This window comes from Streptomyces sp. NPDC094032, assembly GCF_040303965.1.
Taxonomy (GTDB): Bacteria; Actinomycetota; Actinomycetes; order Streptomycetales; family Streptomycetaceae; genus Streptomyces.
The window spans coordinates 1-13,150 of record NZ_JBEOUE010000042.1 but is presented as its reverse complement, the minus strand read 5'-3'; the positions used below and the strand labels follow the sequence as shown (position 1 = coordinate 13,150).

Annotated in this window: 11 protein-coding genes and 3 tRNA genes; 8 read left to right on the top strand and 6 right to left on the bottom strand. The window is 71.8% G+C overall.

Annotated features, from left to right (window positions below; all coding sequences use genetic code 11):
• Positions 1 to 61: 61 nt before the first annotated feature.
• Positions 62 to 1,501, bottom strand: coding sequence for an FGGY family carbohydrate kinase (locus tag ABTZ54_RS34060; RefSeq protein WP_351671263.1), 1,440 nt, complete (start codon positions 1,499 to 1,501; stop codon positions 62 to 64).
• A gap of 11 nt (positions 1,502 to 1,512) precedes the next feature.
• On the bottom strand, positions 1,513 to 1,797 hold the full coding sequence (locus ABTZ54_RS34055) for a YtxH domain-containing protein (protein ID WP_351671260.1): 285 nt from the start codon (positions 1,795 to 1,797) through the stop codon (positions 1,513 to 1,515).
• Positions 1,798 to 1,933: 136 nt separating this feature from the next.
• On the opposite strand from ABTZ54_RS34055, the gene ABTZ54_RS34050 reads away from it, so the two are divergent.
• From ABTZ54_RS34050 to ABTZ54_RS34040, 3 genes are all read left to right on the top strand, one after another.
• A tRNA-Asn gene (locus tag ABTZ54_RS34050) sits at positions 1,934 to 2,006 on the top strand.
• Positions 2,007 to 2,011: 5 nt separating this feature from the next.
• Positions 2,012 to 2,084 (top strand) — tRNA-Asn (locus ABTZ54_RS34045).
• A 166-nt stretch (positions 2,085 to 2,250) separates the two neighbouring features.
• A tRNA-Ile gene (locus tag ABTZ54_RS34040) sits at positions 2,251 to 2,324 on the top strand.
• 127 nt (positions 2,325 to 2,451) lie between these two features.
• Here ABTZ54_RS34040 and ABTZ54_RS34035 read toward each other — a convergent pair.
• The 3 genes from ABTZ54_RS34035 to ABTZ54_RS34025 all read right to left on the bottom strand — a co-directional run bounded on the left by ABTZ54_RS34035 (position 2,452) and on the right by ABTZ54_RS34025 (position 5,751).
• A complete protein-coding gene (locus tag ABTZ54_RS34035) occupies positions 2,452 to 2,946 on the bottom strand; it encodes a hypothetical protein (RefSeq protein WP_351671257.1) in 495 nt (164 codons plus the stop codon).
• Between the two features lie 80 nt (positions 2,947 to 3,026).
• Positions 3,027 to 5,084, bottom strand: a complete 2,058-nt coding sequence (locus tag ABTZ54_RS34030) for a phosphocholine-specific phospholipase C (RefSeq protein WP_351671254.1) — start codon at positions 5,082 to 5,084, stop codon at positions 3,027 to 3,029.
• A 250-nt stretch (positions 5,085 to 5,334) separates the two neighbouring features.
• Positions 5,335 to 5,751: an organic hydroperoxide resistance protein gene (locus ABTZ54_RS34025; RefSeq protein WP_351671251.1), complete on the bottom strand. Its 417-nt coding sequence runs from the start codon at positions 5,749 to 5,751 to the stop codon at positions 5,335 to 5,337.
• A gap of 134 nt (positions 5,752 to 5,885) precedes the next feature.
• Between ABTZ54_RS34025 and ABTZ54_RS34020 the strand changes: the two genes are divergently transcribed.
• The 5 genes from ABTZ54_RS34020 (at position 5,886) to ABTZ54_RS34000 (ending at position 12,306) form a co-directional block, all read left to right on the top strand.
• A complete protein-coding gene (locus ABTZ54_RS34020) occupies positions 5,886 to 6,374 on the top strand; it encodes a MarR family winged helix-turn-helix transcriptional regulator (RefSeq protein ID WP_351671248.1) in 489 nt (162 codons plus the stop codon).
• Positions 6,375 to 6,444: 70 nt separating this feature from the next.
• Positions 6,445 to 6,921 (top strand): GNAT family N-acetyltransferase, encoded by a 477-nt coding sequence (locus tag ABTZ54_RS34015; RefSeq protein ID WP_351671245.1) that lies wholly within the window; start codon positions 6,445 to 6,447, stop codon positions 6,919 to 6,921.
• The gene (locus ABTZ54_RS34010; protein WP_351671242.1) at positions 6,918 to 8,174 is read left to right on the top strand and encodes an MFS transporter; all 1,257 of its coding nucleotides are present in this window, start codon (positions 6,918 to 6,920) and stop codon (positions 8,172 to 8,174) included. The genes ABTZ54_RS34015 and ABTZ54_RS34010 overlap by 4 nt, the downstream gene beginning before the upstream one ends.
• Before the next feature lie 148 nt (positions 8,175 to 8,322).
• On the top strand, positions 8,323 to 11,997 hold the full coding sequence (locus ABTZ54_RS34005) for a S8 family serine peptidase (protein ID WP_351671239.1): 3,675 nt from the start codon (positions 8,323 to 8,325) through the stop codon (positions 11,995 to 11,997).
• A gap of 114 nt (positions 11,998 to 12,111) precedes the next feature.
• Positions 12,112 to 12,306 carry a hypothetical protein gene (locus ABTZ54_RS34000; protein ID WP_351671236.1) on the top strand — a complete coding sequence of 65 codons (195 nt, stop codon included), beginning with the start codon at positions 12,112 to 12,114 and terminating at the stop codon, positions 12,304 to 12,306.
• 65 nt (positions 12,307 to 12,371) lie between these two features.
• On the opposite strand, the gene ABTZ54_RS33995 is transcribed toward ABTZ54_RS34000, so the two are convergent.
• A partial coding sequence (locus ABTZ54_RS33995) for a carboxyl transferase domain-containing protein (RefSeq protein ID WP_502997364.1) occupies positions 12,372 to 13,150 on the bottom strand: 779 nt, incomplete at its 5' end.

Below are 13,150 nucleotides of genomic sequence, written 5' to 3'. Positions count from 1 at the left end.
CCCGCACCCCCGTGGCGTTACGACTCGCTTTTGGAGCCGCGCCGCAGGCCTGGTGAAGTCTTTACGAAACGAACGCCCCGGGATGGATCTGCTCGCGGGTCGCCACGTACTGCTGGCGTACGGCCTGGCCCACGGCCAGCTCCTCGCCGGGCTCGAACACCTGGGCGGCGGCGCCCTGCCAGGCCGGGGGAGCGGAGGGGGCGAGGGTGCCCCGGGAGACCCCGAGCGCCCAGGCGGCCTGCCGGGCCGCGCCGAGCGCCGCGTAGTCGGCCGGCTGGGGGACGACGACCTGGGCGCCGAAGAGCGAGGGCGCGATGGCCTGGACGGCGGGCAGGCCCGCCGCCGCGCCGAGCAGGAAGACCCGGCGTACCTCGACGCCCCGGCCGCGGAGCACGTCCATGGCGTCGGCGAGGGAGCAGAGCATCCCCTCGAAGGCGGCCCGGGCCAGGTGCTCGGGCTTCATGGACTCGCGGCGCAGCCCGGAGAGGGTGCCGGCGGTGTGCGGCAGGCTCGGGGTGCGCTCGCCCTCCAGGTACGGGAGGAGTACGAGCCCGGACGAGCCGGGGGTGGAGGTGAGCGCGAGGGCGGAGAGCTCGTCGAGCGACTCGACGCCGATCATCTCGGCGGTCCCGCGCAGCGCCCGTACGGCGTTCGAGGTGTGCACGACGGGCAGGTGCATGCCGGTGGCGTCGGCGAAGGAGGTGATCGCGCCGTCCGGGTCGGCGAGGGCCTCGTGGTGGACGGCCATGACGGAGCCGGAGGCGCCGAGGGAGACCACGGCGTCGCCGGGGCCGAGCCCGAGCCCGAGGGCGGCGGCCATCGTCTCTCCGGTACCGGCGGAGATGAGGAGCCCCTCGGGGGTGGTCCCGGCGGCCTCGGCGGGGCCGAGCACCTCCGGCAGCACGGCCTGGTGCCCGAGGGCCAGCTCGACGAGGTCGGGGCGGTAGGTCGCGCCGCGGGCGGACCAGTAGCCGGTGGCGGAGGCGGCGCCGCGGTCGGTGGTGCGGCGCGCGGGGCGGCCGAGGAGCTGCCAGACCAGCCAGTCGTGCGGCTGGAGGATCATCGCGACGCGCTGGGCGTGCTCGGGCTCGGTGCGGGCCAGCCAGCGCAGCTTGGCGAGGGGGAGCCCGGAGTGCGGGACGAGCCCGACGGCCTCGGACCAGGCGGAACGGCCGCCCAGTCCCTCCACGAGGTCGGCGGCGGCGACCTGGGCCCGCTTGTCGTTGCCGACGAGCGCGGGCCGCACCAGGGCGCCCTGCGGGTCGAGCGGGACGAGGCCGTGCTGCTGGGCGGCGACCCCGATGGCCTCGACGCCTTCGAGGAGACCGCCGGTCGCGGCCTCGCCGAGGGAGAGCAGCCAGGCCTGCGGATCGACGTCGGCGGCCTTGGGTTCGAGAGGGTGCGCGGCATGGCCCTGCCGCAGCACGGCGCCCGTGTCCGCGTCGCACACGACGATGCGCGTGGAGTCCGAAGAGCTGTCGATTCCGGCGACTATCCCCATGGCACGTGATTCTAGGTGTTGCTGGTGCCCCACTCGTCCGCCTCGGTCTCGGCGAACAGCCCGTTGTGGTCGCGCCGCGACCGGATCCTCTGGGCCTGGTCGCCGACCGCGTGCATCGCCTTCCCGGCCACTTCGCGCCCGGTCTGGGCGGCGGACTCGGCCGCGTTGCGCACGGCCGGGCTCTGGGCGAAGGACTGCGCGGACTTCTTCATCCGCTCGTACTGCTCGCGCCCGGCGCGGGTCCCGAGCACGAACCCGACGGCCAGTCCCGCGACGAAGATCAGCTTGTACCGCACGCCTGTGACCCTTCCTGGAGCGCCCTGGGGATACCGATTGGCGGAGCACCCCCCTGCTTGCGCTAATCTATGTCTCGCAGCGAGCGACCGCCCCCCGGTTAGGCCGGAGGTGGATCCGTTCGTCGCAACGCAGCAATCCCCTGTAGCTCAATTGGCAGAGCAGCCGGCTGTTAACCGGCAGGTTACTGGTTCGAGTCCAGTCGGGGGAGCGCGATCCCCTGTAGCTCAATTGGCAGAGCATTCGGCTGTTAACCGGAGGGTTACTGGTTCGAGTCCAGTCGGGGGAGCAGAGCGGAAGAGGACCCTTCGGGGTCCTTTTTCGTTTCCCCGGGAACCGCCGCCGCGCCCCTGATGTCCTCTAGATCGAGCATGGCCGACCATCCGGAGCAGGAGATCGTATGAGCGGCTATGCTGCGGCAGACGGCGCGCACACTTGTACGCGCCGTGGTGTTCGGGGCGGTAGCTCAGCCGGTTAGAGCAGCGGACTCATAATCCGTCGGCCGTGGGTTCGAGTCCCACCCGCCCCACCGCTGCCGTGGACGCAGGAAGGTTTTGCCTTCGGCCCTGCGTCCACGGACTACGGTGCACCCCGGTGATACGCGTCACAAGAGCGACACGCCGAGGATCCCCCGAATGTACGTACGGATCCGAGCCTCAGCCGCTGACGGCGTCCAGGTGATAGGTCGTGTCGACCCAGAAGCCCTCCGTCGTCGACGCCTTGATCTCAAGCACGTACTGCCCCGGCACCAGCGGCGCGAGCCCCGTCCAGAGCCCCCAGGCGAGATGCATCCGCAGCCCCACCCGGAACGGCGGCGCGATGAACTCCTCCAGCGGGAGCGGGACGCCGTTGAGGTGCGCCGTCGCCTGGGACACGTCGAGGGTCAGGGGCTTCCGTGAGAACAGCTTGGTGTGCTGCACGTTGAGGACGGGGAAGAACACCCGCCGCCCGGCCGGCAGCTCGCACCGCCGCACGACCTTCCCCCCGTAGGTCCCCGCGAGGAACCAGACGTCCTCCGGCTGCCGCCACCCCGCGTGCTCCCCGGTCTCGTCGGCGACCGGGCTGACCTCGTCGGGCGCCGACAACGCCCACTGCCACCAGCGCGCGGCGAGCACGCCACCCGCCTCGTCGGATATCTGCCATTCGCTCACGGCGACACACCCTACGGGGTCGGGGTCGCGGCCGAGGGACGTCCCGGCTCCCGCCCATGGGGGGAGCCGGGACGAAGGGCTCAGTACGTCAGGATGCCCGGGTCCGAGACGCCCGTCGTGCCCGTTTCCACGTGGCCGGCCAGGCGGCGGAGGTAGTCCGTGGTGGACGTGGTTGTGATCGTCACGTCGTACCAGCGGGAGGATGACGTCAGGTCGACGGTGCGGGTGACCGTCGCGTTCTTCGGGACCGTCACCGTCTGCGGAGTGCCCGCGTAGGCGTTGGTGATTGTGAGGGTCGTGTCCGTCGGCGTCGGGTTCGTCAGGGTCAGGTCCAGGTTGCCCGTCGTGGGGTTGTGGCGGGCCGTGACCTCCGTGACTGCCGTCTTGCCGGGGGAGCGGAAGCGGCGGAGGAAGCCGTTCGGGCCGTGGACCGTGAGGTCGGTGAGGGTCTTGGAGTACTTCGTGTTCCACGTGTCCGAGAGGGACTTGGCCGCTTCCGTCGTGTACGTCCAGGGGGCGTCCGTGCGGTTCGCCGACGTCACGTAGAACTGGGCGCCCGCCGTCGGGCCGCCGCTGAAGGTCAGGCGGTACGTGCCGGCCGACACGTCCGCCGTGCCGTCCACGTACGGGGCGTACTTGAGGGGGCGGGTGGGCTTGCCGCCCGGTTCCTGGCGGGGCATCGTGCCGACGGCCGGGGCGGTGGCCAGGAAGTCGGAGTGGCGGTTCTTGTCCGGCGGGTAGTAGCCGGCGGTGGACGGGAGCGTGACCGGGGCGGTCTGGGTGCGGGTGAAGTCGAAGGCCGCCGTCAGGTCGCCGCAGACCGCGCGGCGCCACGGGGTGATGTGGGGTTCCTGGACGCCGAAGCGGGACTCCATGAAGCGGATGATCGACGTGTGGTCGAAGGTCTCCGAGCAGGTGTAGCCGCCCGTGGACCAGGGGGAGACGACCAGCATCGGGACGCGCGGGCCCAGGCCGTAGGGGCCGGCCACGTAGCCCGTCTTGCCGCCGAAGTAGTCCAGGGTGGTCGTGGTCGTCGAGAGGCCTTGCGACGCCGAGCCCGGGGCGTACGGCGGGACCACGTGGTCGAAGAAGCCGTCGTTCTCGTCGTACGTGATGAACAGGGCCGTCTTCGCCCACACGTCCGGGTTCGAGGTTAGCGCGTCCAGGACCTGCGAGATGTACCAGGCGCCGTAGTTCGAGGGCCAGTTGGCGTGCTCGGAGAAGGCCTCGGGGGCGGCGATCCAGGAGATCTGCGGGAGGCTGCCGGACTGGACGTCGGCGCGCAGTCTGTCGAAGTAGCCCTCGCCCGCCTTCGCGTCCGTGCCGGTGCGGGCCTTGTCGAAGAGCGGGTTGCCCGGCTGCGCGTTGCGGTAGGTGTTGAAGTAGAGGAGGGAGTTGTCGCCGTAGTTGCCGCGGAAGGCGTCGTTGATCCAGCCCCACGAGCCGGCCGCGTTCAGGCCGTCGCCGATGTCCTGGTAGATCTTCCACGAGATGCCCGCCGCCTCCAGGCGCTCGGGGTAGGTCGTCCAGCCGTAGCCCGCCTCGGCGTTGTTGAGGACGGGGCCGCCGCCCGTGCCGTCGTTGCCGACGTAGCCCGTCCACATGTAGTAGCGGTTGGGGTCCGTCGCGCCGATGAACGAACAGTGGTACGCGTCGCAGATCGTGAAGGCGTCCGCGAGCGCGTAGTGGAACGGGATGTCCTCGCGGGTGAGGTGGGCCATCGTGGCCTTGGTCTTGGCCGGGATCCAGTTGTCGTACTTGCCCTTGTTGAAGGCGCTCTGGCCGCCCTGCCAGTCGTGGTTGAGGCCCTGGAGGTACTCCATGCCCAGCTTGTCGCTGGTCGGCCGGAACGGGAGCGTCACCTTGCTGCCGTCCGACTGGTTCCAGACGGACTTCCCGCTGGGCAGTGTCACCGGGCGCGGGTCGCCGAAGCCCCGTACGCCCTTCATCGCACCGAAATAGTGGTCGAAGGAACGATTCTCCTGCATCAGGACGACGATGTGCTCGATGTCCTGGATGGTGCCGGTCGAGCCCTGCGCCGGTATGGAGGCGGCGCGGGCGATGCTGTCGGACAGCATGGTGAACGCGGCGGTGCCGCCCGCCAGTTGCAGGAAGCGGCGGCGATTCAGGTCGGTCATGGGGGAGTGGTCCTCCGAGGGCGAGGGTGGGTGGGGGTGGAGGTGCCGGCCGGCGGGCCGGTGGCGGAGCGCCCCAAGGAGAGCGCCTCCGGACCACCGCCCGGCGGCCGTCCCATGACTGCCCGCCGTACGGCAGGCGAATCCCCCGTGTCCCAACAGGAACCCTCACGCACGAACGCCCCCGGTGCGCGAAAAGCGCACAGGGGGCGTTCAGTTGCGAACAGGGCCGGGTGGGCCTCGGTGCTCCGTCCTACTCGACGACCAGCTCGACCGTGATGTTTCCGCGCGTCGCCTTCGAGTACGGGCAGAAGGCGTGGGTCTTCTCCAGGAGGGCCGCGCCCGCCTCTCCCTGCAGGTGGTCCGGGAACTCCGCGCGCATCACGACCGCCAGGCCGAAGCCGCCGTCGGACGCGTCCTTGCCGATGGAGACCTCCGCCGTGATGGAGGCGTCCGCGATGTCGATCTTCTCCTGGCGGGCCACCACGCCCATCGCGCTCGCGAAGCAGGCCGCGTAGCCGGCGGCGAAGAGTTGCTCCGGGTTGGTGCCCTGGCCGTTGCCGCCGAGCGCCGTCGGGTGGGCGAGGGGGAGGTCCAGGTGGCCGTCGGAGCTGACGGCGCGGCCCTCGCGGCCGTTGGCGGTGGCGACGGCGGTGTAGATCGCGTCCATGGGGGGTCCTCTTCCGGTTCCGGTTGCGGTCGGTTCGCCCGCCAGGTGCCGGGCTCCTTAGATATTTGTAGCGCGCTATTCAGTTGTGCACAACTTAATGGTGTGTGACGCGGGTCTCCCGTACCCTTGGCCCCATGGACGGACGCACCACCGACGCAGCCGCCGACGAGGAATTCCTCCGGCTCGACAACCAGATCTGCTTCTCTCTGCACGCCGCCACCCGCGCCTTCAACGGCGTCTACCGGGGCGCGCTCAAGGAGCTCGGGCTCACCTACCCCCAGTACCTGGTGATGCTCGTCCTCTGGGAGCACGGCGAGCTGCCCGTCAAGGGCATCGGCGAGCGGCTCCGGCTCGACTCCGGGACCCTGTCCCCGCTGCTCAAGCGGCTGGAGGCGGCCGGTTACGTCGAGCGGCGGCGCAGCCCGGAGGACGAGCGCTCCGTCACCGTGCGGGTCACCGGCGACGGGGCCGCGCTGCGCGGGCGGGCGCTCGGGGTGCCGCGCCGGATCGCCGCCGCGACCGGGCTGGACCTGGCCGAGTTCGTCGAGCTGCGCGACCGTCTGAACGCGTTGACCGCCCGGCTCGACGGCGTCGACCCGGACGGCCTCGCCGCCTGTGGGTGAGCGGCACCCGCTACCGGCCCTTCACGAGAATGTAAGGAGCCAACTTCAAAGTCGGTCCTATACTCGCCGCATGGTCACCCTCAGACGCGCCACAGCCGACGACGCCAAGCGCCTCACCCGGATCGTCCGTAGGTCAGGCGCCTACCGGGGCGACTACGCCGCCATGGTCGACGGCTACCAGGTGGGCGGCTCGTACATCGAGCACCACCCTGTCTACGTCGCCGTCGAGGGCGGGGGTGACGGCGACGGCGACGTAGACGGCAAGGTGCTCGGCTTCTACGCGCTGATCCTCGACGACGCCGAGCTCGACCTGGCCTTCGTCGCCGACGAGGCACAGGGCCTCGGCATCGGGCGGCTGCTCGTCGAGCACATGATCCAGGAGGCGCGGACCGCCGGGCTCACGTCCGTCAAGGTCGTCTCGCATCCGCCCTCCGAGGACTTCTACCTGCGCACCGGTGCCCGCCGCACCGGCACCGTCCCGCCCAGCGGGCGCATCCACTGGGCGCGCCCCGAGCTCCGGTACGACATCGCGGCCGACGCCGCGTGACCGCCACTCAGGAGACGGGCGCCGAGAAGCGCAGGGTCTTCGCCGATCTGACCCCGCTGCGCACCTCCGTCCACTACCGCCGGCTCTGGTTCGGCAACGCCGTCACCTGGGTCGGCCAGGGCATGACGACCCTGGCCATCTCGCTCCAGGTCTACGACATCACCCGCTCGCCGTTCTCGGTCGGCCTCGTCGGGCTCTTCTCGCTCGTCCCGCTCGTGATCTTCGGCCTTTACGGCGGGGCCGTCGCCGACACCGTCGACCGGCGCAAGCTGGGCCTGGCCAGCGCCGGCGGCTCGGCGGTCCTGTCCGCCGCGCTCGCCGCGGCCGCCTTCGCCGGGTTCGAGCAGGTCTGGTTCCTGTACGGGATCGTCTCCCTCCAGGCCGTCTGCGCCGCGCTCAACTCGCCCGCCCGCAGCTCGATGATCCCGCGACTGCTGCCCCCCGAGCAGCTGCGCGCCGCCAACGCGCTCAACGCGATGACCACCACCTTCGGGACGCTCGTCGGGCCCAGCCTCGGCGGCCTCATCGTCGGCCTGTACGGCTACCAGGCCGCGTACACCATCGACGTCCTCGCCTTCTCGGCCTCGCTCTACGCGATGGGGCGGCTGCCGTCGATGCTGCCCGAGCGGACCGGTGCCAAGAGGGCCTCCGTCCTCGACGGGCTGCGCTTCCTCGCCACCCGGCCCAATCTGCGGATGACGTTCTTCTCCGACTTCTGCGCGATGATCCTCGCCCATCCGCGCGCGCTCTTCCCGGCCGTCGCCGTCCTCTGGTTCGGCGGGGACGCGAAGACCACCGGACTCCTGGTCGCCGCACCGGCGTTCGGCGCGCTGCTCGGCGGGGTGCTGTCCGGCTGGCAGGGCCGGATCCGCCACCACGGGCAGGCGATCCTGCTCTCCGTGGCCGCCTGGGGCACCGCCATCGCCGCCTTCGGGCTCACCCGGAACCTCTGGCTCGGGCTGGCCCTGCTCGCCGTCGCCGGGTACTCCGACACCGTCTCGATGATCTTCCGCAACACGATGCTCCAGGTCGCGGCCCCGGACGAGATGCGGGGACGGCTGCAAGGCGTGTTCATCGTGGTCGTCGCGGGCGGGCCCCGGCTCGGTGACTTCCTCGCGGGATCCGTCGCCGATCTCACCTCCCCGGCCGTGGCCATCACCGGCGGCGGCCTCGCCTGTGTCCTCGCGATCGGGATCCTCGCCCTGTACGCGAAGGGCTTCCGGCGGTACGACGCGGAGCACCCGGCCCCGTGACCGTACCGTCAACACCGCTGCCCGTACTGGCGGTTGACCGCCACGGCACATAGCCGCCAGCCGCCACACGGATCAACTCCCGCCCCACGGAACAGACTCCTCGCGACGCCCGGAACCACCCCTTCCCCCGGGCGCCGAGGAGTGTGTCGTGATCAGACCTTCCGCACGAGGAAGGGCAGCCGGCCTGCTCGCCGCCGGGCTCTCCCTGGTGCTGCTCACGGTCGGCCAGGCGCCCGCGGGAGCGGCGGAATCCGCCGTGCCGGACACCTTCAGGAGCGCGGGGGCGGCCTCCGCCTCCACCACCGTCACCCTCGTCACCGGCGACCGCGTCACCCTCACCGGACTCGGCGAAGGGCGCGGCACCGTCACCGTCGAGCGGGCGAAGGGCGCCACCGGAGCCGTCCGCACCGAGACCGCGAACGGCAGGGTCACCGTCATACCCGACGAGGCCCGGCCCTACCTGGACGCCGGGGTCCTCGACCGGCGCCTCTTCGACGTCACCGGCCTCGTCGAGCAGGGCATCACCGGCGAGCTGCCGCTGATCGTCACGTACGGAGGCGCCCGCGGCGCCCGGGCCGCCGCCGTCGCCCCGCGCGGCACCGAGACCGTCCGCGCCCTGCCCAGCATCGGCGGAGCTGCCGTCACCGTCACCGAACCGGGCGCGTTCTGGCGCGAGTTCACCGCGCCCGCCGCCCGCCGGTCCGCCGCTCCCGCCAAGATCTGGCTGGACGCCCGGGTGACCGCCGCCATGGCCGACTCCAACGCCCAGATCGGCAGCCCCAAGGCGTGGGAGGCCGGGCTCACCGGCAAGGGCGTCAAGGTCGCCGTCCTCGACACCGGCGTCGACGCCGGCCACCCCGACCTCGCCGGACGCGTGACCGAGACCCGGTCCTTCATCGAGGGCCAGGAGGTCGCCGACCGCAACGGGCACGGCACCCACGTCGCCTCCACCGTCGGCGGCAGCGGCGCGGGCTCCGCCGGCAAGGAGCAGGGCGTCGCTCCCGGCGCCACCCTCGCCGTCGGCAAGGTCCTCAGCGACCAGGGCTCCGGCACCGAGTCGCAGATCATCGCCGGCATGGAGTGGGCCGCCCGGGACATCGACGCGAAGATCGTGTCGATGAGCCTGGGGTCCAGCGAGCCGAGTGACGGCACCGACCCCATGGCGCAGGCCGTGAACTCGCTGTCCGCCGAGACCGGCGCGCTCTTCGTCGTCGCCGCGGGCAACTCCGGCGCCCCCGGCTCCATCGGCTCGCCCGGCGCGGCCGACTCCGCGCTCACCGTCGGCGCCGTCGACTCCCGCGACGAGGCCGCCTACTTCACCAGCAAGGGGCCCCGCTACGGCGACCAGGGCCTCAAGCCCGACCTCTCCGCCCCCGGCGTCGGCATCCTCGCCGCCCGCTCCCAACTCGTCGCGGGCAGCGGCCTCTACACCTCCATGAGCGGTACGTCGATGGCGACCCCGCACGTCGCGGGCGTCGCCGCGCTGCTCGCCGAGCGGCATCCCGACTGGAGCGGCGCCCAGCTCAAGAACGCCCTCATGTCCAGCTCCCGGACGCTCGCCGACTCCGCCTACGACCTCGGCGCGGGGCGCGTCGACGTCGGCGCCGCGATCTCCGCGAACGTCACCGCGACCGGTTCCGCCGATCTGGGTTTCTCCTCCTGGCCGTACGAGGAGAACAAGCCCGTGACGAAGACCGTCACGTACGCCAATTCCGGTGATGCGCCGGTCCGGTTGGACCTGGCCGTCGAGGGGATGCCCGAGGGCGCCGCCGTTCTCGCCGACACCGCGCTCACCGTCCCCGCCCATGGCACCGCCGCCACCACTGTCACCGGTGACGGCGCCAAGGCTCCCGTCGGTGTCAGCTCCGGCCGGATCCTCGCGAGCGCGGACGGCGCCGCCGTCGCCCACACCGCGCTCGGCCTCGTCAAGGAAGAGGAGCGCTACACCCTCACCGTCCACGTCAAGGACCGCGACGGCGCCCCCGTCCCCGCCCGCCTCGGCGTGCAGCGGCTCGCCGCCGGCACCGATCCGTTCCCGGCGGCCGTCGGTGAGTCCGGCACGCTCCAACTGCGCCTGAAGCCGGGGACGTACACCGTTGACACCTTCCTCGACGTGCGCGGCGCCCATGGGAAGGACTCGCTCGGCCTCGGGTTCCTCACCGAGCCCGAGATCGTGCTCGACCGCGACCGTGAGGTCACCCTCGACGGGCGGCGGCTGCGTGAGATCCGCGCCGAGGTCGACCGGCGTACCGAGACCCGGCAGCTTCTGATGGAGTTCGATCGGCAGGCCAACGGGGCCTCCTATGGTGGCGCCGTCCTCGTCCCCGTGATGTACGACTCGGTCTTCGCTGCGCCCACCGTCAAGCCCGCCACCGGCAGCTTCGAGTACCGGACGGTCTGGCGGCTCGGCAAGCCGCTGCTGGAGGCGAAGGCTGCCGGCGGTCGGCTCTCCGAGGTCGTCGCGCAGCCCGGCGCCACCCTCCTGGAGGGGCGGCACCGGCTCGCCGTGGTCGACGCGGGCACCGGCACCGCCGGCGAGTACGCGGGCAAGGACGTCACCGGTAAGGCCGTTCTGGTCCGGCGCACCGAGGGGGCCGACGCCGTCGCGCTCGCCCAGACCGCGCAGGACGCTGGTGCGAAGGTGCTGTTCGTCACCGACGATCGGCCGGGGCGTCTGATGGCCTGGTTCGGCACCGCCGACTATGAGGACCGGGCGCTCTCCGTCGCCACCGTGAACGCGGCCGACGCCGGGCGGCTTGCTACCGCTGCCGCGCGCGGCACTGTGGTCGATCTGACGGGGACCCGGTTCACGCCGTATGTCTATGACCTTTCCGAGGGGCACCCTGGCGCCATCGACGGTGACCTCGTGTTCCGGCCCGGACGTGGGGAACTTGCCACCGTTCGGTCGACCTTCCACATGCCGACCGCCAAGAAAGAGCTCGGTGGTGAGTTCCGTTACTCCGTCACCGATACCTTCCGGATCGGTTTCGGCTTCAAGGAGTGGATCGCCTTCCCGGCCGAGCGCACCGAGTACGTCTCCACCGGGCCCGGCCAGCGCTGGCACGAGTCCGTCGACCTCGGCGACTCCCTGGAGCAGCGCGGCGGGCTCTCCGTCTACCGGGGTGGCAGCTCGAACGAGCTGGAATGGTTCAAGCCGGTCTGGCACCCGTGGCTCGGCACCGGGCTCGGCTGGGGTCAGGAGCGCAGTGGGAACGACCTGCGGTTCAACACGCCCGGCTGGGGGGACTCGGGGCCCGACCACACCGGCTTCGGCAACGTGTGGAGCGACGACTCCATGACGCAGTACACCGAGGTGTACGTCAACGGGGTCCGCGTCGACCGGCGGAAGAGCTCCGGCGCCTACGCCTGGGACTCCCCGGCCGAGGAGGCCACGTACAAGGTCGTCACCGACACCGCCCTCGATCCGGCGCGCTGGCGGCTCGGCACCAAGGGGCACGCCGAGTGGACCTTCCGGTCGGCCGAGACCCCGTCCGACCGGATCACCCGCCTGCCGCTGATCAACCTCGGCTTCGACCTCGACACCGACCTCGTCGGCGATGTCCGGGCCGGGGCGCGGGTTCCCGTGCGGATCTCCGCCCAGTACGTGGCGGGTGCGGCCGGGACCGGGCGGATCGGTGGCGGCTCGCTCGAAGTCTCGTACGACGAGGGGGTGAGCTGGGGCACGGTCGTGCTCGATCGGTCGTCCCGTGGTGAGCTGCGTGTTCCGGTCGGGGCCAAGTCTGTTTCGCTGCGTGCCGGTGCCAGTGATGACCGGGGCGGGTCGGTGCGGCAGGAGATCATCCGGGCGGTGGGCGTGAAGTAGCGAATGCGCCGCCCGAACGGGTCATTCCGCGCGGCGATCAGGGCGCGGCGCTTGCCGTGGGCCTATGCCCTGGAGAGGCTCCGGTCGAGCAACTCCGCTCCTCAGGAGGTTTTCATGCGCAAGTTCATCGCCACGGCCGCCCTGGCCGCCGCCGTCGTCCTCTCGGGTTCGGGCACGGCCTTCGCCCACGGGTACGGCGACGAGGACGAGGGCGACACCACCGTGGTGACCGTGGTGGACACCACCGTGGTGGACCACACCGTGGTCGTCTGTGGTGACTTCAGCCTCTGCACGGGCGACAACGGCTGATCCGTCCCCCGCAACGGCTTGGAGCCCCCTCCTACGCGGAGGGGGCTTCTTGCTGGTCGGGGCGGCTAGGTCGTCTCGATGATTCCGCGCACTATGCCGAGGTCCACCAGGTCCTGGGGGCGCAGCCGTAGTTGGTCCGCCGTCTCGGGGACGCGGTCCTGCGGGCGCTTGAGGATCTGCGCGGCCAGTTCGGGGGCGATCACCGAGAAGTAGCTGCCGGGCGCCGCCCAGGTGTTCCCGGGGGCCGCCAGCGCCAGGGCGCCGCCCGATCCGCCCTCGCCGACGAGGAGCGACGTGATGGGTGTGCGGGCCTCCGCCAGGGCCGTGAACGCCTCCGCGATGGCCGGGCCCGCGCCCGCCCGTTCGGCCTCGGCGTCGTTGGCGGCGCCGGGGGTGTCGATCAGGGTGAGGACGGGGATGTTCAGTCTTCCTGCGAGGCGCACCAGGCGCGCCGCCGTCCGGAAGCCGGCCGGGCGGGTCGGTGTGCCGTTCTGGGCCGCGTACGCCACTGTCTGGCCCTCGTGGATTCCGAAGCCGCACTCGATGCCCGGGTCCACGCCTCCGGCGCGGTCCCCGCTGATCTGCGCCCGCACCTCGAAGTAGTGGTCCAGGTATGCCCCGGACCGGGGGCGGTCCCTCTCGCGGGCCCTTCGTACGGCGTCCCAGCCGGTGGTCGGGAGGTCCTGGGGGGTCTGGGCGTGGGGTGGGTCCGGCTGCGGGGGTGGTGCGGGGGCCGGCGCGGGGGTGGGGGTGTCCGGACTGCGACCTCCACTTCGCTTCGCTCGTTCCGGGCGCCGCCACGTCCGGACACCAGATCGGAAGAGCACACGACAGTAATACAGAA